Annotated in this window: 17 protein-coding genes and 1 pseudogene; 7 read left to right on the top strand and 11 right to left on the bottom strand. The window is 31.9% G+C overall.

Translation table 11 applies throughout. From position 1 onward, the window contains the following. Positions 1-60: 60 nt before the first annotated feature. Positions 61-669 (top strand): hypothetical protein, encoded by a 609-nt coding sequence (locus AC2CGR_RS23820; protein WP_429795115.1) that lies wholly within the window; start codon positions 61-63, stop codon positions 667-669. Positions 670-688: 19 nt separating this feature from the next. Here the strand turns inward: AC2CGR_RS23820 and AC2CGR_RS23815 are convergent, their stop codons facing one another. The 8 genes and pseudogenes from AC2CGR_RS23815 to AC2CGR_RS23780 form a co-directional block, all read right to left on the bottom strand. After that, a complete protein-coding gene (locus tag AC2CGR_RS23815; RefSeq protein ID WP_041810129.1) occupies positions 689-883 on the bottom strand; it encodes a hypothetical protein in 195 nt (64 codons plus the stop codon). Positions 884-1,348: 465 nt separating this feature from the next. Next, a complete protein-coding gene (locus AC2CGR_RS23810; protein WP_484481296.1) occupies positions 1,349-1,486 on the bottom strand; it encodes a hypothetical protein in 138 nt (45 codons plus the stop codon). A gap of 37 nt (positions 1,487-1,523) precedes the next feature. Continuing rightward, the gene (locus tag AC2CGR_RS23805; protein ID WP_484481283.1) at positions 1,524-2,582 is read right to left on the bottom strand and encodes an N-acetylmuramoyl-L-alanine amidase; all 1,059 of its coding nucleotides are present in this window, start codon (positions 2,580-2,582) and stop codon (positions 1,524-1,526) included. A 78-nt stretch (positions 2,583-2,660) separates the two neighbouring features. Then, positions 2,661-2,813 (bottom strand): annotated as a pseudogene (locus AC2CGR_RS23800) (phage holin family protein); the annotation flags it as partial. 463 nt (positions 2,814-3,276) lie between these two features. Beyond that, entirely contained in the window at positions 3,277-5,259 is a 1,983-nt protein-coding gene (locus AC2CGR_RS23795) for a serine hydrolase domain-containing protein (protein ID WP_061131121.1), read from the bottom strand. Between the two features lie 1,000 nt (positions 5,260-6,259). Beyond that, positions 6,260-6,595 carry a hypothetical protein gene (locus AC2CGR_RS23790; RefSeq protein ID WP_484481282.1) on the bottom strand — a complete coding sequence of 112 codons (336 nt, stop codon included), beginning with the start codon at positions 6,593-6,595 and terminating at the stop codon, positions 6,260-6,262. A gap of 1,555 nt (positions 6,596-8,150) precedes the next feature. Further along, positions 8,151-8,693 (bottom strand): fascin domain-containing protein, encoded by a 543-nt coding sequence (locus AC2CGR_RS23785; protein ID WP_484481281.1) that lies wholly within the window; start codon positions 8,691-8,693, stop codon positions 8,151-8,153. 317 nt (positions 8,694-9,010) lie between these two features. Beyond that, positions 9,011-9,238 carry a hypothetical protein gene (locus AC2CGR_RS23780; RefSeq protein WP_000438639.1) on the bottom strand — a complete coding sequence of 76 codons (228 nt, stop codon included), beginning with the start codon at positions 9,236-9,238 and terminating at the stop codon, positions 9,011-9,013. A gap of 326 nt (positions 9,239-9,564) precedes the next feature. Between AC2CGR_RS23780 and AC2CGR_RS23775 the strand changes: the two genes are divergently transcribed. Genes AC2CGR_RS23775 through AC2CGR_RS23765 form a run of 3 tightly spaced genes read left to right on the top strand, consistent with a single transcriptional unit; the run spans position 9,565 to position 11,157 of the window. Continuing rightward, positions 9,565-10,401, top strand: coding sequence for a Y-family DNA polymerase (locus AC2CGR_RS23775; RefSeq protein WP_483818993.1), 837 nt, complete (start codon positions 9,565-9,567; stop codon positions 10,399-10,401). Next, positions 10,398-10,739, top strand: coding sequence for a YolD-like family protein (locus AC2CGR_RS23770; RefSeq protein ID WP_071715169.1), 342 nt, complete (start codon positions 10,398-10,400; stop codon positions 10,737-10,739). Before AC2CGR_RS23775 ends, AC2CGR_RS23770 begins: the two co-directional genes overlap by 4 nt. A 43-nt stretch (positions 10,740-10,782) precedes the next feature. Next, entirely contained in the window at positions 10,783-11,157 is a 375-nt protein-coding gene (locus AC2CGR_RS23765; RefSeq protein ID WP_484481280.1) for a hypothetical protein, read from the top strand. Positions 11,158-11,252: 95 nt separating this feature from the next. On the opposite strand, the gene AC2CGR_RS23760 is transcribed toward AC2CGR_RS23765, so the two are convergent. Next, on the bottom strand, positions 11,253-13,235 hold the full coding sequence (locus AC2CGR_RS23760) for a methyl-accepting chemotaxis protein (protein ID WP_147776823.1): 1,983 nt from the start codon (positions 13,233-13,235) through the stop codon (positions 11,253-11,255). A 1,099-nt stretch (positions 13,236-14,334) separates the two neighbouring features. Next, complete coding sequence (tucA, locus tag AC2CGR_RS23755; RefSeq protein WP_484481279.1) at positions 14,335-14,457, bottom strand: subclass IId bacteriocin thuricin17; 123 nt, start codon at positions 14,455-14,457, stop codon at positions 14,335-14,337. A gap of 341 nt (positions 14,458-14,798) precedes the next feature. Between tucA and AC2CGR_RS23750 the strand changes: the two genes are divergently transcribed. From AC2CGR_RS23750 to AC2CGR_RS23740, 3 genes are read left to right on the top strand one after another with little or no spacing between them, the layout of a single operon-like run. Next, positions 14,799-15,182 (top strand): GntR family transcriptional regulator, encoded by a 384-nt coding sequence (locus tag AC2CGR_RS23750; RefSeq protein ID WP_000706801.1) that lies wholly within the window; start codon positions 14,799-14,801, stop codon positions 15,180-15,182. After that, a complete protein-coding gene (locus AC2CGR_RS23745; RefSeq protein WP_484481278.1) occupies positions 15,179-16,045 on the top strand; it encodes an ABC transporter ATP-binding protein in 867 nt (288 codons plus the stop codon). The genes AC2CGR_RS23750 and AC2CGR_RS23745 overlap by 4 nt, the downstream gene beginning before the upstream one ends. Then, positions 16,035-16,682 carry an ABC-2 transporter permease gene (locus AC2CGR_RS23740; protein WP_071715174.1) on the top strand — a complete coding sequence of 216 codons (648 nt, stop codon included), beginning with the start codon at positions 16,035-16,037 and terminating at the stop codon, positions 16,680-16,682. Before AC2CGR_RS23745 ends, AC2CGR_RS23740 begins: the two co-directional genes overlap by 11 nt. 434 nt (positions 16,683-17,116) lie before the next feature. Here the strand turns inward: AC2CGR_RS23740 and AC2CGR_RS23735 are convergent, their stop codons facing one another. Continuing rightward, complete coding sequence (locus tag AC2CGR_RS23735) at positions 17,117-19,846, bottom strand: putative bifunctional diguanylate cyclase/phosphodiesterase (protein ID WP_484481277.1); 2,730 nt, start codon at positions 19,844-19,846, stop codon at positions 17,117-17,119. Positions 19,847-20,545 lie beyond the last annotated feature (699 nt).

Here is a 20,545-nt window from a genome sequence, read left to right as displayed (position 1 = left end):
AATTGTGCTAGTAAATACCGGTAAATTAGCATAAATTTTCAAAAGAATGGAGATGTTATTATGGGTTATAAAAAATTATTAAAGAAAAAAACAATCCCAATGTTACTAGTTGGTGGAATGTTGGCTAGTACTGGATGGGGTGCAGGTAATGCATATGCAGATTCGCCTACAGCACCTGAATCTGTTAATTCACCAGCAAAATTTGCAGGTGTAACATCACCTTTGGATACTTCAAGTGCAGACTTTGAGGTGTTATACAGCGAAACAGTAAAATTTGATGAAAATGAAAACGTTATTAATAGAGAGGTTTCAGGCACTGAAACTCGTACAAGTAATGTACAAGGAGTAATTATCGCTGATGGTAGTTTCAACTGGAAACACGCTAGTAGTAAAGATTCAAGCAATAGAATTAATAAAGATAGTTATAATGTAGGACTTATGTTAGTAAATGGATTATCTGTTTATATTCCTTGGAAACCAGTACAGGCTACAGCACAAGTAGTTGCAAGCGGATTAATGTATTTTAATCAACCTTCTGTTACGTATTATCATACTGAAGCATACAGAGATATCGATGCCGTTAACCATTATGTAAAAACAGTAACGGATACAATTAAAAACGGTAAGAAAGTATACACTGATACAAAAGTTATGAAATATACAAAATAAAAAAGAAAACCGAACTAGACTATTTATCTAGTTCGGTTTTCTTTTTATATAAACGATTTATTAAGTCAATGATCCATGAATTAATAATAACTACTGTAAAAATTACAAACAAAGCTACAATATTTTCATTAGAAGCTATATATGGTATAAACGTACCGCGTACTAAAAAGAATATAATTAGAGCGAATGCAATTGCCCAAATAAATTTTAACATTAATTCACCTCCTCTAAAAAATACAAAAGTAATTTTAAAATATAACTATTCTGTTTTGAAAATAAGATTCCTTTTAGTATGTACTAAAAATTATTGAAAAAGGGTCCAGAAAACGGATATTTTGTGTTCCGCATATCCATGATGAACACATTACTGTTTTAGATATTGTTGTGATTTTCGTGGACGGGTTTCCATATTTAGAATTTGTTAGGGAAAAAGCGTCATGCCGACCTAACAAATTTAGAGTATCAACAACCCTTGAAATACAGGGTGTATTTGAGTAGGAAACGCTAAAGTTTGCATCCCAACTTCAGCGTACAACTTTAACTATCCATAATGCTGATAATTCGTTTCTTTATTTTTGTTAGTCCGCCCTAACAAAAATCTATAAAAAAGTAACCCTTCGATCTAGGGTTACTTTTTTATTTGCGCTTTACTTTTTAAAATATCTTCTTTGAAATACAATCAATCTCGCGGCAATTCCTTAATAGGTTTCACTTTTTCTGTTTGAACCATGTAATTTAGGTTTTGGCGTAAACAACCTAAAATTTCTAATGCTTCTGAAGTATTTGCAATTTCATCTTGAATAAAACGAATAAACAAAAAAAGGGTATACCCAAGTTTGGGCATACCCTTTTTTCTACTTCACATACACATAGGCTTCATTTGCAGTTACATAGTATGTTGTGCCTTTGCTGTTGTGTACCTTGTATTGTGGTGAACCGTTAACGGATACTTTAGCATCAATTGTAAATCCTAGTCCCTCATCTACAGTTCCGGCTACATCTTTATTATCCCAGGAAGCAGTATCATAGAAGCGAAGGTTGTCTACTTTAGAAACAACGCGTTTTCCTACTACAGAACTTGAAGTAGTAGTTTGTTCCCCTTGATATTTAATGTAAGATGGGTTGTTATAAATCCATTGGTTCCCGCCAAGATTTAACCAATCACCTTGTTTTCCCCATACTTGATATGCTTCTCCTTTATTTAATTGACGGATAACACCATAATTTGTTGATGGTCCACTTCTTAGGTTTACGTTAAATCCTTCAATATAAGCTACTCCTGTTTCGCCTACAACGTTTTGAGATGGTTCTTGTGGTTTTGGTTTAACTGTAACTGTTGCGCCTTCATACGCCTTTTGTACGTCCGCTCTGAATTGTGATTCTGATACACCGTGACTGCGAAGGTAATCAATCGGATCTTCGTGGTCAGTTCCACCTAATTTGTAAGTAATATCTTTATGTGTCCATAAACCTTTGCTTGGATGAATCCCTCTATCTTTTAAAATCTTAGCTAATAGTTTTACATAACGCTCGTAAGAAGATTTAAATTTATCTGGGTTGCTAGTTTCAGAAAGTTCTGCGTGAACAAATCTTTTATTTGCAGCTGGTCCAGCACCATAAGCAACATATTTTGTATCAGCAATTTGGACTGTTTCGTTCCAATCTACAGCATAATGTACAAATGCATTTCTCCATGTTCTAGCTTCATAATTTCGAATGTTAATTGCTGGTGCTTCTGGTGTTGCAGTACTATGTGCGACAACGCCCTCATAAGCGCCTACACCGTAGCGATATGCTTGTTTCGGTAAGTCTTGGATAATTAGTACTCTATCGGCAAAAGAAGCCGTAGCGAACGAAAATAAGAGCAATAGCGTCATAAATAATAAACTAAATAGTTTAATTGGTTTTTTCATTGTGTATTTTCCCCTTTTTGGCCAAACAAAAAGAGCACCGTCTTTTGACAATGCTCTCCATATGTAAGGTGTGTATTTTTATTGTTTGTTCTGTTTTTCTTTTCTTGCATCAGATCTTTGGATTTTTGCTTGAATTTCGGATGCTACACTTTCTAATAACCATGCAGGAATCCACTTTTCCCAGCCGATTCGTGCACAGTTTGCAGCGAAACTATTAAAAATGTGATAATTATTTACAATAGATAAAGCAATATACTCTCCCTTTAGAAAAAGGAAACAATTCCGCCTTAAATTGACTTTGTATAATCTTAACTTGATAGCAATGTCACACTAGCCAAAATACAAAAATCTCCTTCAAAAAAAAGAAAACCAGTAACTAATGTATTACTGTGAACTAGTTTTACCCAACTTGAATTGAATCCCCTTGTTGTAGATTTTTATTTTATTATTAATAATTACGGTACATGAAATTATTAACAATAAAATAAAAAAGCTCCCCTGAAAGGAGCTCCTTACATTACAAAACACTTAAGAAATTCTTCTAATAACAGCTCTACTTAAGATTTGGAGTATGGTTATAACTCATCCCTCCCTGTTTGTTACGATAAATCATTGGCCGAAGACTATTCTTTTTCTATATATTATTTCAAACTCTTTAGATTTTTTCTTTTTGTGAAATTCACTTCAAAACAAATTAACTAGATAACAAAACGTAAAATAACAATGCTGCTGCCTCTTGTCGTTTCATACTTTGTTTTGATAGATAATCTGCTGATCCATCTTCATTATATATAACTTCAGGCCCTACTAAACGATGACCTACAATGTTTTTCACGGATTCTATTGCCCAATCATCAGTTTCTCCCTTTAGTGTTGCATCTGCAGATGGCGCTCCTAACATTTTTAAATACTGCCAGGTAATCCATGCTGCTTCTTGTCTAGTAATTGCACGGTCTGGATGGAATTGTTCTCCTTCTTTTTCATATAAAATACCAATTTCATATAACTTTTGAATATGTGGTGCATACGGATGGTTTTTCACATCAGAAAACACAGGTTCTTTTTTTGAAGGTGGCGTAAAGTAGGCAATTTGAGATAACCAATATGCAAATTCTGCTCGTGTAAGAGAAGATTCTGGAGTAAAATTCCCCTCCTTATTTGCTTGTAATACCTCGTATTGATGTAAAGGATTTATAAACTTAGCATATGGATGATTTTCATCTACGTCTTTAAATCTCTCAGGCTCACTTAACTTCATTGCTGAACTGCCCGAGTTCCAATGTATCATTTCTTTCACGGTACCATCTTTGTGAAGTTTAAACGCCATATAATTCCCTTTTTCATCCTCAAATAGTAAAGGGTCTATTTGTTTTAGCTCCTGTTTACCATATGCTTTATCACTTACATATAACTTTCCTTCACTTATGTTTACATGTGACATTAGGTTTTTTAATCTCAAATCACGGTAAACCCCTTCAAATTTCTTTAATTCTTCTTCATTAGGTTTTAAATATTCAGGCTTTGTCTTATCTGGGAAATATTGATTCATAAAATCATCAAATACTTCAACAGGTAGTGCTGAACTATCTTTATTTGTAACAACAAAAACTCCAATTTTATGTTCTGGAATTAACCACATTAAAGATGAAAAACCTGGTATATTTCCACCTTTACCAAACACATATTGTCCATTATGACTTTGCGGTGAAAAGAACTCAAATCCGTATGTCATATTAGGGTATTTGGGATGTAAAGCAAATTTTGTTTTTTGCATATCTTCTACAGTTTCTTTTTGTAGTATTTGGTTATTTTTAAATTTACCATCATTCAATTGAGCAATCATGAAATTGGCTACATCACTCCCTGTAGAAAACATACTCCCTTGTGGCATATCTGTTGGTCTAGTTTGATAAAATGGGATAACATTACCTTTAGCATCATATCCTGTTGCAAGCTTTTCTTTAATAAAATTAGTCATAACAAAACTACTATTATGCATTTCTAGAGGGTAAAAAATATTTTTGGCCATATATTTGTAAAAAGGTGTGTTTGTCAGATTTTGAACAATATACCCTTGAAGCATAGAGGCAAAATTATCATATGTATATGTATCTCCGGGCTTTCTCACTACAGTGGGCATATTATCTTCTACATAATCTTTAAGCATTGTATAATCATTTTCTTGATAATGGATGTCCTCGGGTCTAGGATCTACGTAATCAAACCCTGTTGTATGGGTAAGTAAATGCTCCATTGTAACTGGTTCACCCATGTTATTTTGGTACTTTAATCCCCCCATATAATTTACTATATCTTTATTTAAATCAATTTTTCCTTGTTCTACTAACTGCATGACAGCACTAGCAGTAAAAACTTTTGATATTGACGCTAATCGAAAAACTGTTTTTTTAGGATCGATGGGAGTATTCTTTTCTTTATCGGAAAATCCGAATCCCTTTTGAAATAGAATTTGATTATCCTTTACAACGACAAGAGCTACACCCGCTGCGTTTTCTTTTTTCATTTTCTCTGGAATTACTTTATTGGTGAATGCTTCTACATCTTTAGGATTTAATGTTATAGGTGCAACAGTTTCGGCTTTTGAATAATTGCTCCCCAGAAAAAATAACAAAAAACAAACACTTACAGCTATTAACCTTTCAAAATAAATTTTCATTCTTTTATTCCTATTACCCAAATTAATTCCCCCTTTAATACTAGATTTATTGATTAATCAGCTAAAGGTTAATCAACCATATTCTACCATTACATGGTTATTTTTTCTAATTTTTCTTCTATTCTGTCATTTGTTAACTGTTTGTCTGAGGAATTAGTCTATATATAATTAGTTCTTAGTTATAGAAAATGATTTAGCATACAAAAACCCTAGACAGTCTTTAATATAGATTTTTGTTGGGAAGTTTCCCCTAATATGCTATATACTGAACACACCCATCCTTTATCATTAATAAAATTGGATGGGTGTTTTGTAACGCTTTAATTATTCTATTCTTACTGAGTATTAGGATATCTAAATGGATCAATTATTACAGTTGAAAAATCGTTCAAAAGCTTACTCTAATTGATTAGGCTATCCCCGCATCCCTTGCGGTTTGAAGCCTTATCGCTTCATTCTTTAAAATAAAAAATGTGAAATTATATATCCTTATGTAAGACATTTAATATCAAATATATTACATTCACTTTGAAATTAGTTTATTTATAGGATTTCTATAGATAAACAAGGTACTAAATTGACTCTTAAGAAGTCATAACATTATATTTATCTAAAAATTGAAAAATATATGTAGATATATATCATCTTAAATACATATATAATTAATTTCGCAAATTCCATCCGAACCTAGTCCTTTATCTGGACAAAAAAATCGTTCTAGTCAAAACTTTAAATTTGATTTACTCCCATCTTACTTTTGTTAAACTCATATATGTAATAATACATATTTTCTTGATTGGATATTATGATATACTCTCATAGTGAGCTGATACATAATTTCTTTAGATTGGAAAACTAAAACCTCGTTTACCCAATTTGGGGGCGCCTTATGGCGTCTTTTTTTTGCTGTTGAAGTAACAAAACAGGACCGGAATATCATTGTTAAAAAAAATTGCATACTTTAACAAGAATTCCACCTACTAACCCTTATTTTATCCGGCTATTTATTTGTTTCAACATAATAATTTTTCATCTCGTATATGCAATAGACAATGATAGCTAAACTCCAACTGACACCATAGTAATCATGTGTGTAGAAGTCATAACCTGCCTTAATACCTTTCTCCATTACAACTAACGTAAATCCTAACGTCACCCACTTGTTAATTTTCATCTTAATATACGTTATCGCTATAATTATTAAAAATAAAATATTTGTAAGGTAGTTTATCATTAGCTCATATTTTTGAATGTATACTGCCATTATACAAGCAACGATATTAGTCGCAATGCCCAAGGCAACCACGGCTCCCCAAATCCTGTCCGAAATTCCCACTCCTGATTCAGTCCCTTCCTTAATCACATTCTTTTCCTTAATTCATTCCTACACCCTATTCAAGGTATGCTGTATTATCCTTGTCTGATGAATATCCCATTATCTTTTCATATAGAGCAAACAAAATTTCCACTCATAATTTTTTCTTTCTTAGGCAAACTAGGTTTAAGCCGTTTGAACTAGTGGCTTCACTCTTCTGGTAATGGGGTAGTAAATTTATAGTAATTGACTAACTCATTCAGTCCATTGGCACTGGCAGGCGACAAAATTGTTGTCTGCCATTTTCATGTACACTTTTTCTGATTCCATTCCAAACCATATGTTTGCTGTACTGCTTTTGAAAAGAACGTTATTTGATTTTTGAATAAGTAAAAAAGGTACAGCTCAGCCTACTTTTGGAATAGGACTTTTTCTTTTTACATATACTATTTTTGAGCCTTTTTACCAATACGTGTCCTATTGGTGTCTTGAATTCCTCCTAAAGGGGCGGCAGATACAACTGCATGCCCTTTTTATTTATATTGCTGTTCTATATCCGATATAGTAATTGAAGACTAAAAATGCACTATTACATATTTTTTTCAATCCAGATTATGCTAAAATTTCTTAAGTTGTTTATTTCACAGTTGAATTATGGTTTCATATCTAATTCAGCAATATGTGAGCTGTACCCCAAAAGAAAAGACACTCAAAAGGTGTCTTTTCTTCTTTTAATTTAAAAACATTTTTCTTTTTCAGGAAGATTCAACTATTTCACTAACCTAAACCTCTTATTTAAAGACAATTTGATCATGGTGCTCAAGATTTTCCGTCTATATTAACATGTAAATTGTTCATTTCCAAATCATATTTCCACCACTATATTTGCTTTCCCAAAGATCTTCTGTTTTGTTCTTAATTTTGTCAAAATCCTCATATAGCTATACAAAAAATATATGCTATTATGTTTTTAAGAAACTATGCGTTCCCTTAACCTTGTATCCGACCCTGTATTTTGTTACAGGGTCTTTGTTTATTTTATTTACTTTCATTAGCTTATAAGAGTTAATACACCCCATTTCAATTAAAATCGTTTAAATGTTAGTGAGAATTTGAAATGATAAATCTATTAGCTTTTTTGACAATTGTAAGCTAATACTAGATTTCTAAATGTATACTACGCTAAACATCAGTTAACACTATAAACATAGTGTTAACTATCTTAATTGAATATTAGTAATAGTAAGTATAAAGATTATCAATTTACTATATATTACATTTATGTAAAAATAGATATATGTTAAGCTTTTTCAAAATCTTTCCCCTAATAAAGATTTGAAGTAGCATTTCATGATTCTCCTTACTGTTAATATGCCTTGAAAAAGAACCCAATAGGGTTCTTTTTCTTCTGATTACATCCTCAGTAATTACTTATTTAACATACAAAAAGGACTGACAATTACTTGCAGTCCTTTTTGCACCTTAATATACACTTGTATTAAGTACTTAACTCTTTATTTAGCATACATTTATACTAAATCATACATTATTATTTATATATAAAACACTTCAAAATTTAGAAATACACAATAACAAATCTTTCCCAGCTTCCAGCTACATAACTATTAGCTGTTAATTCTCTACCGCCATTTGCTGATATGAATCTACCATTGCTTAGCGCTTGTAATACATATATCCTATTGTCTCCACCATTATATAAAATAAATTTTTCCCATGCCCCAATTGATGTACGATCTGCTACTACTCTACCATTTGGCTCAAACGAAACGTACTTTCCATTACTTTTCACTTTTAAAGCAAACGTATATAATTCCCCAGTCGGAATTAATTCAAATTTCTCCCATTCATTAACTGCATTACGATTTGCTACTACATTGCCCGATGGCTCAGCAGACACATATTGTAAATTTGCAGCTTGTATAGCAACAGTCCAGCTTCCATTAAATAGACTCACACCTTTTAGTGAACCGGTATTTGATTGGTCGGCTGCCAATGCACCATTCGATGGGGTTATTATCATTAGAACCATTGGCAACACCATTAGAACTAACTTTTTAAAGATCTTATCACCATTTGCATGAGTTATGAACCTCTTCATTCCCATTCCTCCCTTAATACATAGTACTTATATACATCATACCAAATATGTAAATTTTTGTAACAAAAGAGAGTCTTTATCAACAAATACCTTATTATTCTGTTTCTTTTTTATCAAATTTATCATTTTCTAAAAAAAAAAGAATCCTTTGCGGATTCCTTTTTGCCTTGCACTCTTTTTCAAATAGTGCGTTTTTGCACCTACTTTTAGTATAACTTATAATTCCTATAAAATAAATAAGATTAAATAAAATTTACTGTTATATTTTCATAAAACATCATATTCCCTTATAATTTTACAAATAAAATAGCGTATTATTAAAACTCATCTCTTGAACATTCCTTTAGTTGTTCCATAGCAATCTTTCGCGCATGCTCCTCACTATCTATCAAAGTCAATCCTTGTGATATATAACTCCAAAATTCATATCCACAATCCTCCATCCATCTATAAGCTTCTGTTGTATATAGCCCATCTTTTCTTTTAATAATTTGAACCTTATAGTTTTTACTTGGAGAAAAAAACTCTTGTATAACCTGCTCCATTTATGAAATATCCTCCTAAAATCTATTTGAAATTATATTTTCACATAAACTCGTAATCGCAACCTCTTTTACGATAAATTACTGTAACTTTTTGAAAAGATAATATACCTTACATACTCCCATCATTTTCTTCCTGTACTACCCAAACTAAATAATACAGTTTACATCCTAGCAATTTCAATAACATTAAGCTGTTACTTCTCTCTGTCGTTCTACTTATTTCTACTACATATAATGAAATATTTTTTCAAAAACCACTTCATTAAAAAACATAAGTTCGTGTATAATTAGAACAAATGTTCTTTTTGCTATTAGGAGGAGTTATAGTGTATGACTATTCAATTTTACCGAATAGAATCATTTTATGTGTTGATCTTCGTAGCTTTTATGCTTCGGTTAGTTGCATCAAAATGGGATTAGACCCACTTCATACAAAATTAGCTGTAGTCGGTGATGTGAATAGGAATGGGTCCATTGTTTTAGCCGCAACTCCACCTTTAAAAGCAATGGGAGTAAAGAAGTTGGCAAGGCTATACGAGATTCCTCGGGAAAAAGATATCCTTATTGTGAATCCAATTATGGGAACCTATATTAAGTGCTCCAATTACATAACGAAGTTAGCTCTACAGTATGTTCCTATTGAAGACTTTCATCAATACAGCATCGATGAATTTTTTATGGATATTACCGATAGCATCCATCTATTTGCCCGAAATCCAAATGAATTTGCATTACAGTTTAAACGTGAAATATATGAACACACACGAATTGAATGCACAATCGGGATTGCACCTAACCTATTGATGAGTAAGGTAGCTTTAGATATTGAAGCCAAGAAAAATAAAGACGGAGTCGCTTATTGGACATACGAAGATATACCTACAAAATTATGGAGCATACGGCCGCTTAGTAAGTTTTGGGGGATTTCGCATAAAATAGAAACAAAATTAAATCAAAAAGGAGTACATTCAATTGGTGAAGGAGAAGAACAAATTTCCCTTTTTGATAACATCATACAACGAGAAAAAGAAATAAAGCTAATGAAAGTAATGGATGAAATACGCACAAAGTTTGGAAAAAATAGCATATTAAGAGGAATTTCCTATACAAATAATGCAACAGCAAGATACAGAAACACATTGTTAGGGGGACACAAAGCATGAGCAACGCTAATATGCCAAAAGGAAGAGGAATGGTAAAATGGACGCCATTTGCAGCAATGCCAGAACAATTCGTCGGAATACGTGAAATGGTCAAAGAGAAAAATAAAGTAGCACGTCCCATTTTAACCTCTGAAGAGAAAGAACTGATTGAAAACATGTTATTATGTTCGTTGCTATCTGAAGAAGAGATATTAATTACATATTATGAAGATGGTTATTTACTCACCAACTATATGACCGTTATCGATATAAATCCATTACATAGCTCTATCATATGTACTGATGCTTTCTATAATAAGATGACAATACAATTTTCAAATATAATAGACGTAAAATAGATTTAGGTGATTATCTTTGGAGTAGTATAAAGGAGAATATAAAATGCAAGGGAATCAGATAAGAAAGAATACAGCGAGAACAATTACTCATAATGATATAAATAACTACCCCTATTTAAATATACCTATGATTATCAATGAGAAAGATGGAATAACTTACGAGGTTTTAAGCGCTGGTTTTCATAATAATGATGCAGTAGCGATGATAACAACAGATGGTTTCGCTACAACTAGGGTAAATACACCGATCGTAACAGTAAAAAACAATGATGGTAGTATCCAAGCATTCCGCTCACCTTTAGAATTGGAATATTGGGTACTTTCATGTATGTGCGCTGCTTCAACAGGGAGAAATCCGTTCCCATGTAAAGTTGCTTTTGGAATCATTGATACTAAATTCCATGTAGAATTCAAGTAAAAAAGGAGCAAATTAAATTGCTCCTTTTATCGTTATAAGATTTTTAACTTTTATCCTTAAACACACTATCTAGGATTCTATCTTAGGATCTGAACTTATATCTTAAATCCACCAATTAATTCTTGAAGTTCTTCGGCCATCTGTGCTAATTGTACTGCTGAAGAATTTATCTCTTCCATAGAAGCATGTTGCTCCTCAGATGAGCCGGCTATCGTTTGCATACTTGAAGAATTCTCCTTCACAGCCATAGATATTTGATTAATTGATGTATCGACTTTCATTGCATCACTTGACATTTTATTTGATAATTCTACCATACCATGTACTTTTGACACGATATCATTTGCAGATTTTGAAATTTCATAAAAACTTTGTTTTGTATCATTTGCAACCTGAATTCCCGACTGCACTTCAACTCCTACTTCATTCATAGCTTTTACAGTCTCATGTACATCTGCTTGTATTTCATTAATTAAACTTCCAATTTCCATTGAAGATTCGGATGATTGCTCCGCTAACTTCCTGACCTCGTCGGCAACAATTGCAAAGCCACGCCCCTGTTCTCCTGCTCTAGCCGCTTCAATCGCTGCATTCAATGCTAATAAATTTGTTTGTGCTGCAATAGTTTGAATTGCTTCTAATATACTTCCAATTTGCTGCGATTTCTTATCTAATAATTTTATTACATTATCGGATTGAGAAACAGAATGATGTATAGACTGCATTTGCGTTACAGTTTGTTCTACTAATTGTTCACCCTCATTGGCTTTTTGTTTTGTGTATAAGGATGAGACCGATACTTCAGAAGCATTATCAGCTACGCATTGAATGTTACGCGTTACCTCACCAATTAATTCCGCTCCAGACGCCACTTCATTATTTTGAACTTCTGCACTATTCGATATTTCTTCCATTTCTTTTGTAATTTGTTCTGTCGCAACACTTGCTTGCTCTACGCTAGCAGTTAGTTCCTCAGACGAAGCAGCCACATGTCCTGCAGATGTGTTAATTTGAGAAATAATATTACGTAACGACTCTGCCATTGTATTGAAACTACCACCTAATTGACCAAGTTCATCCTTTGAACGAATATTTATTTTCTCAGTTAAATCTCCATGACTAATTCTTTGAGCTGAAATAACTAATTGTCTTAATGGATTTATAATAGATTTAAGAATGAAGAAAATTACAATTCCACCTAACAATAATGAAGCCCCTATTATAGTGAGCGTTTTATAAAAAATAGGATTGGTAGCTTCTTCAATTTCTTTAATAGGCATTACACCAGCTATTTTCCAACCTGTTTTTTTGTTTGTTTTAAAGCTTATGTTTCGATCCTCACCATTAAGGCTATAAGTAATTACTCCATCTTCTTTCTTGTATAATTCATCTGCTAATGATTTCTCTAATTTCTCACCTGGCTTAAGTGTAGGATGAACAACTATAGTCTTATCTTGACTTACTATAGATACAAAGCCTTGTTTTCCTATTTTGATCATTTTAGAAGTTTTTACGATATCATCAATATTCAAGTCCACACCAATGACACCACTTTTATCAGCATTTTGCTTTGCAATTGCTATTACCATATTTCCTGTAGCTTTTGATTTATAGGGAGACGAAACAATAATCTCTCCATTAGCTTTTACTGCATCCTTATACCAACTACTTTCTAACGGGTTAAATCCTTCAGGTATTTTTCCAACGGGTGCATGAATAAATTGATTATTACTGGATGTAGTATAAATTGTCTCTATCTCTGGATGTAACTGTATATATTGATCAAATTTACCTTGCACATTTTGCAATTGGTCAGCGTTATAATCACCTTGTGTAAGTATCTTTGCAAAATGAGTTACATCTACATGTTTATTTTCTAATTCATCATCAACTATCTTATTTAAAATACTCACATTATCTTTCGCAGTTTGTAGAATTGTTTCATTAAGATCTGTTTTTGCTTTATCATAAGACGATACTCCTACAATAAGACTTGGTATAATTAATATTGCAATAAATGCCATAGACAACTTCGTTTTAAGCTTCATTTGTTCCAATCTTTCTTTTATATTAAACACTAGATGCTTCTCCCTTTCATTTTTACTACTGATATAGTTTATTTAAATTTTTCTCCTTTATTTTTTCCACATTCATTTATGGTACCTTTCGAAATGAAACCATAATCACATCCTATTATCTGTACTTTCTTATTTTGCGATTTATATTTCACAGTCAGCGTTTTATCTATCCTCCTTTCGAATATGTTATCTTTTCATTTTCAGCAATTCTAAAGCTACGAATTGTTCCCAATAAAATAGATGAAACATAACCTTCATTTAACAGATATTATTTGACCTTAATTGGATAAAAAATTTAACGTATTCCCCGAAAGAATTCTCCTTCCTCAAGCGTGTGAAGGGCGTAGCCCAATGATAGGGGGGAGATGAATTTCGGTTTGGCATAGCCAAAAACTTTTGATAAACTTGCTATATGAAGTTCTTTGATAACTTGATATAGAAGGTTGCAGGAAGAAAATAGAGTGCGAAAACCAAGCCATTCGGTTCCTGCGTAAAATATCAACCGTACCAAAAGAGCATCCATGCGTTGGACTAGGGGTGGAACACCCCGAAGTAACGCTCAGGGAGACGAAAGGTTACTTTCGTCGTGGAACTGAGAAGCTCCCACTTCAAGCTTTGCTAAGCGGCGAGTAGTTCACTTTAGTGCTATTCCAATCGGATGAAATCCTTACCATTATAAATTCTCTAAAACTTAACTACGTAAATTTATTCTTTACATGATTATGTTTAACAGCCTTTGAACCCTTCGAAATGCATCACTCTATTCATGAATCATTCACTACGGTCGATTTTGTTGTAAGGGATAACTAAACCATAAATTCTAAATAGAAGAATAAAATAAATCGGAGGACTTCATTGTAACACGTATACACAAGTTTTAAATATAAAAATTAAGAAATATTTTTTATCAATCTTTACAAAAAAACACCCAAAAATTAACAAAGATATTGTTTCGTCTGTTTAATCTCTTACAGAAAAACGGACGAAAATCCCATACTCATTTTTGATAAATTTATAGGACTTATTCTTAACATCACTGTTTGTTTATAGAATAAGTCCTAATTTAATTTCACCATAAACACTCTCACATTTTAAAGTTTTAACTTGCAGTACTAGCTCCAGTTGCCGCAGTAACTAGATTTAATAACTCCACAGAACATGCCGTACATACTAAGCAACTCCAACAAGTCCAATCCCTTGGTTGTACTACTGGTGTTTCCATTTGACCTACCTCCTTTTCTGTATTGTGTGGTGCGACTAAAGTATAACTCCCCATGTTTTCTAAAAACACACAAAAAATTTTAAACATTTTTTGTGTGTTTATTTAACATCTCGTTACATATATTTACAAAACTTTCTTTTTGATTTATTTAAAATAGCAAATATCTTTATTAACTGATAACAAAAATTTTATTTATGAATAATTTATTCAAGTTAACTTTCAAACAATTTAATCGCATTATATATTGTTAATCTATTTTTTATAATTTATAATATTAACTGTGTATGGTGTGTATGTTGTGTATGTCGTACCATAACACCTATCGATAGAGAGGTTGTTTAATGAAAATAGTATTAAGTAATGTATCAAGTATGCCTTTATATCAACAGATAAAGGAGCAAATTAAAGAATCTATATTTAACAATGAATTAAAAGAGGGTGAACAATTACCATCAATCCGCTCACTTGCTAACGACTTACATGTAAGTGTACTTACTACAAAAAGAGTTTATGCAGAATTAGAAACAGAAGGCTTTATAATAACAAAGGTTGGAAAAGGGACCTATGTAGCTCCTACAAATTTAGAGTTGTTAATGGAGTCCAAACGCCGGATGGTAGAAGTTAAACTTACTGAAGTTTGTCAAATGGCTCGTAGTATAGGTATTCATGCAGATGATCTCCATTCAATTTTAGATTTAATTTTAGAGGAGGAGAATGAAAAATGAATGTTGTGTTAGAAGTAAATAATTTAAATAAATCTTACGGGAATTTTTCGTTAAAAGATGTTACCTTTTCACTTAACACAGACTGTATAACAGGATTTATCGGTACAAATGGTTCTGGAAAGACCACTACAATTAAAGCGATTTTGGGTCTCATTTTAAAAGATTCTGGGAAAATAAATTTTCTAGGAAAAGATATGGATAAGCATGAAAGAAAGTCTAAAAACAAAATTGGTATCGTGCTAGATGAGGGCTATTTTTATGATGAATTAACAGTAAAGGAAATGAAAAATATTATTGCTCCATCCTACACTGAATGGGATGAACCAGTTTTCCAAAATTACATTAAAAAATTTAACTTAAATCTAGAACAAAAAATCTCTACCCTATCCAAAGGAATGCGAATGAAATTTGCAGTTGCATTAGCCCTATCCCATCATGCAGATCTATTACTAATGGATGAACCAACAAGTGGCTTAGATCCATTAGTACGAAGTGAATTAATGGATATTCTCCTTGATTTCATGAAAGAGCCGGGGAAAAGCGTATTTTTTTCCACTCATATTACATCAGATTTAGATAAAATTGCTGATATGATTATTTTAATTGATAATGGAAAAGTTTTAGTTAATGATGAAAAAGATGTTTTAATAGACACACATGCATTGGTAAAGGGCGACAACCGTTTAATTAATGAACAAACAAGACCTCTTTTTTTAAATTTACATCAAACTCACTATGGATTTGAAGGGATTACTAATAAAAAAGATGATGTACGTCGACTCATGCCTGATGTATTAATAGAAAGACCCACTATTGAGAATATTATGCTTTCATATATTGGGGGTAATAGCCATGTTAATTAACCTAGTAATGAAAGACTTTATGCTAGTCAAAAAATATTTCTTAATTTTACTCGTTTTTGCAGCTATCGCTCCTATTTATATTTCTACACAAATACAGTTAAACGATGGCGGTCTTACTGGCTTTCTTTTAACAGTGATTTTGATGGAGCATATTTTGTTTAGTACGATATCCAAATTTGAGGATCAGTACAAGGGAGCCGCTTTACTTTGTGCTACCCCATACACCCGAAGCGCATTTGTAAAAGCGAAGTACCTTTTTCTTTTTGTAATTTTTATTTGTGCAGCTATTATCCGTATAATCATTTCAGTTATCGCCCCATCGGGTATAGAAAGCCTTAGCGCTAGTGCTCTTGGCATAACGTTTTTAACTCTAAGTATTTTATTTGGTGTACTACTTCCTGTTCAGTTTAAATTTGGTTATGACAAAACAAAAATCATATCACTTTTAACTGCTTTTTTAATACCTTTTGTTGCTCCTACTCTTATAAGGGGACTTCAATCAAGCAATATTGATTTCAAAAGTATTTTTCCATTCTCACCAACTGTCCTAACATGGATGCCTTGTTTCATCTCAATTATTATTGGTTTTATATCAATGATAATATCTCTAAAAATATATGCAAAGAAAGATTTATAATTTAAATTTAAAATCATAAGAATGAGTAATTAAATACTTTATATATTTAATTACTCATTCCCTTTTATTTAATGCTCTTCTCTAATGAATCTATTCCTAAAATACATTTTATCAATATCAAAAATGAAGTACTACGCCTATTAGCGTTAGCTTAGATAGCAATAAAATAACCCTTGGAACTAGGGAGTTAGCTCGGTTGTCTTAGGAAGAATTTGTTAGCTATCAAAAGTAAAGACTAACCGAGAAGCCCCCACTTCAAACTTTCCTAAGTGGCGTGTAGTTCACAACAAATCTAATAATGAGAATATGGATACTAAATTTACTCTCAAAAACAGAAGCCTAACTGCATACCTTCTGAAAGTAAACATAAGAAAAACGTTCTACTCCATATGAGTAGAACGTCTTCTCACTTTAATTCATATATTTTTTTGGACTTATTTATTTTGTGTCGTATTTAAAAAATTAATAAATTCATCTTCATTTACAGGCTTACTGTAGTAATAACCTTGAATTAGATAACATGCATTACGTTGTAACACTGTTAATTGTTCCTTCGTTTCTACCCCTTCTGCTATCACTTTCATGTTTAAAGTGTGAGCAAGTGAAATAATGGTTTGTATAATTTCATCTCCGTCAGTAGAAATTCCAATCCTATTAACAAATTCTCTTGGAATTTTCAAAGTATCAATTGGATAAAGAGGCAGATACGCTAATGAAGAATAACCTGTACCAAAATCGTCTATTGATAAATGTACACCATATGATTTTAATGCTTTTAACTTCGCTAAGGTTTCTTTTTCATCTACCATTGCTATTCGCTCTGTTAATTCCAAATCAATCGAATTAGCAGGTACTCCTATTTCTCCTATGGTAGATATAATTATTTGAACAAAATCTTTCTGTTCAAACTCTATAGCTGATAAATTTATCCCCATCTTTAGATTTGAAAAGCCCGCAGAATGCCATTCTTTCAGTTGTCGACACGCTTCCTGTAATGTCCATTTCCCAATTGAAATAATCTGCGACGATTCTTCCGCGATAGGTATAAACTCAAAAGGTGAAATTAGCCCAAGCTCTGGATGTTGCCAACGTATTAAAGCCTCTGCACCAATAACCTTACCTGCCTTACTATCAATTTGTGGTTGATACAATAAAAACAATTCATTATTTTCAATTGCATTTGGTAAATCCTGTTCTAATCGTAATCGACGAGTTACTTTTTGAGATAATGTCTCGTCATACATACAAACAGCATTGTTACCTTTTTCCTTTGCACTATACATAGCGATATCAGCGTGTTGTAAAAGTGTAGTAGTATTTATTCCTCCAAACGGATACACTGCTATTCCTATACTAAGAGATAAGTAAAAACTATGATGATTTACTACAAATGGTTCTTCGGTTATACGAAATAGAAGGTTACACAAATCCAATAGCTGTTGCTCTGTTTGGTTATGGACAATGATTGCAAACTCATCTCCACCTATTCTTGCTAGAGGAATAGGCGGTGACAGACATATCCTAAAACGTTTAGCAACTTCTTTTAAAACCCTGTCACCAATCGAATGACCCAGTGTATCATTAATAGTCTTAAAACGGTTTAAATCTATATACAAGAGGGCAAACTTATCCTTTGTTTTTTGTGCACGCTTAATAGATCTATCTAATTCTTGTTGAAAGAATATACGATTTCCAATCTCCGTCACCGTATCATGGAATGCAAGATAATTTATCTCTTCCTGTTGTTGTTTCATCCTCGTTATGTCTTTTACCATTACATAGCTCCCAAAGGCTTGTCCTTCTATCATAATCGGAACTATAGTGACATACCAAAAAAGTATATCCTTCTCATTGTTATTTTTCACACGTAACTGTAACGAAGATGAACTACATCGTTTCCCTTTCTTTATAGCCAATTCCAATTCAGATTTATCTTCATCTAAAAAAATAGAGAAGCACTCTTTCCCTATTAATGCAGCACTGTCTTTCCCTAATAATATACTTCCAGACTGGTTTATATTTAAAACGGTACCATTTGAATCAATCGTTAAAATAGGATCTGGATGGTACTCATATAAGGACTTAAACCTCTCTTGATTTTTCACCAAATCATTAGATTTTTTTATTAAATCCGCTGTTCTTTGAGATACTTTCTGCTCTAATTGATTATTAAACACTTTTAATGTTTCGGTTAAATCTTTGTTTTGCATTCGTACAATTGTATGACGAATCAGTACAAATACAAAGGCAATACAATTGCCCGTAATCAGTGTAGCTGAAGAAGTTTGCTCTTTTAAAGTAAAACCAATTAAGATTGCAACTGCAAGATAAGGAAATATGACAAGAAGTTTCTTTCCAAATGTCGGATTAATAATAAAATAATTTCTTCTAGAAGATGCACTCCTTGGGATAGTAGCGGCAATCGCAATAAATAATAAAAAAACTCTATACAAACACCTTAATAATATGAGTGAACGATGTGATAAATCATCTTGTAAATAGAAATATAAATAGTCCGTAATAGACAATCCAGTTAATACTAAGATGAAAATAAATAATTTACTTTTCGCATTAAAAATTGCTGGTCGAAAAATAAGGCTAACTCCTAGTAATAGAAGCAATAGATCTATAATCGGGAAAATAAATGAAAGAAAAACATCTCCAATTGATAAGAATAAAATATTTGCAGAAGGTTTATTAAATAGGTACCACTCTAAGGTGAAAATAGCAGTAACAACAATACATAAATCACAAATCAAATACGCTTTCTCCCATTTGTTACATTCCATCATGATTTTATAAAAGAACGCAAAGAGAAAGAAGAATAAGAAAAACAACAAAAATACATCAGAGATATTAAAATTTTGTATTGGTAATTCTATATTAAGTACTTGAAAAGCAGATATAAAATTCCCTATCAAGAAACACCCTATTGCAATAGTAATACAAGCCCAAAATACCCCTAACTTAACTTTTCTGGATACTATAGAATAGAGTAATGAAATAAGTACAATAGTTTCAACAACTAAAGATGAGAGTCGTATATTAAAATCTGATACAAAATACTGATTCGGAAAAACAAATAAAAATATAAAGCAAAAGCTTAAATAAACTATTAGAGCCAATATCAATACATAAAATTGCACATGTGAATGTTTACTCAATATATTCACCTTCTTAAGTCTTTCATCATTTTTTATTAAATTTGTTTCTAATTATTATTTCTATTATGACCATTTCAAAAGATTTCTTTCAAAATAAAGCAACCTCAAATTACACCTGTTAATATTCAACAATTATAGAACAGGAATTATAAAAATGTTTCTAACCGTATGAAACGAAAGGAATCTTCTGTCGGAAAATGATAAATCACCATATTTCTCTGCATCCTTTTTCTTATAAAAAGCCACAAATATGTCTAGTACTCTAGCATGCTTTCAAATGGATTTGACAATGCTAACATCATGATTCCAAAATTAATAGATTACAGAAAGGCTTATACTGATTAGATGCATTAAATATTATCAACAAAAAAAGTTTTTATATCTCTATAAAAAAATTCCACGAAATTAAGTGTATGTATAGACTTTCCAGTCAAAAGAATATAAACAGGACAATCATTATATAAACATGTATCTCTGAGAAATTATATAAATGTAACATATACCCAATTGATGGAGCAATTATAGTTACTTATATGAATGAGTGTCCACGACAGAAATATGACATTTTTGCAAGCAGCTAATAAAAATGAAACAGAAGATAATGTTTTAAAGTAACTAATTCAAAAAAGCCTTGTAACATATTACAAGACTTTTTGAATTGGTATATACATTATAGATAGATAATTTTATTTTATTAAA

It is taken from the genome of Bacillus sp. LSHTCR4, assembly GCF_057197025.1.
This window is presented reverse-complemented; position numbering and strand designations above follow the sequence as displayed.

What these genes read in the sequence shown, in the direction of transcription:
- AC2CGR_RS23820 (WP_429795115.1), top strand. Translation starts at nt 61, where the DNA reads ATGGGTTATAAAAAATTATTAAAGAAAAAAACAATCCCAATGTTACTA.
- AC2CGR_RS23815 (WP_041810129.1), bottom strand. Translation starts at nt 883, where the DNA reads ATGTTAAAATTTATTTGGGCAATTGCATTCGCTCTAATTATATTCTTT.
- AC2CGR_RS23805 (WP_484481283.1), bottom strand. Translation starts at nt 2,582, where the DNA reads ATGAAAAAACCAATTAAACTATTTAGTTTATTATTTATGACGCTATTG.
- AC2CGR_RS23795 (WP_061131121.1), bottom strand. Translation starts at nt 5,259, where the DNA reads ATGAAAATTTATTTTGAAAGGTTAATAGCTGTAAGTGTTTGTTTTTTG.
- AC2CGR_RS23785 (WP_484481281.1), bottom strand. Translation starts at nt 8,693, where the DNA reads ATGAAGAGGTTCATAACTCATGCAAATGGTGATAAGATCTTTAAAAAG.
- AC2CGR_RS23780 (WP_000438639.1), bottom strand. Translation starts at nt 9,238, where the DNA reads ATGGAGCAGGTTATACAAGAGTTTTTTTCTCCAAGTAAAAACTATAAG.
- AC2CGR_RS23770 (WP_071715169.1), top strand. Translation starts at nt 10,398, where the DNA reads ATGAGCAACGCTAATATGCCAAAAGGAAGAGGAATGGTAAAATGGACG.
- AC2CGR_RS23765 (WP_484481280.1), top strand. Translation starts at nt 10,783, where the DNA reads ATGCAAGGGAATCAGATAAGAAAGAATACAGCGAGAACAATTACTCAT.
- tucA (WP_484481279.1), bottom strand. Translation starts at nt 14,457, where the DNA reads ATGGAAACACCAGTAGTACAACCAAGGGATTGGACTTGTTGGAGTTGC.
- AC2CGR_RS23750 (WP_000706801.1), top strand. Translation starts at nt 14,799, where the DNA reads ATGAAAATAGTATTAAGTAATGTATCAAGTATGCCTTTATATCAACAG.
- AC2CGR_RS23745 (WP_484481278.1), top strand. Translation starts at nt 15,179, where the DNA reads ATGAATGTTGTGTTAGAAGTAAATAATTTAAATAAATCTTACGGGAAT.
- AC2CGR_RS23740 (WP_071715174.1), top strand. Translation starts at nt 16,035, where the DNA reads ATGTTAATTAACCTAGTAATGAAAGACTTTATGCTAGTCAAAAAATAT.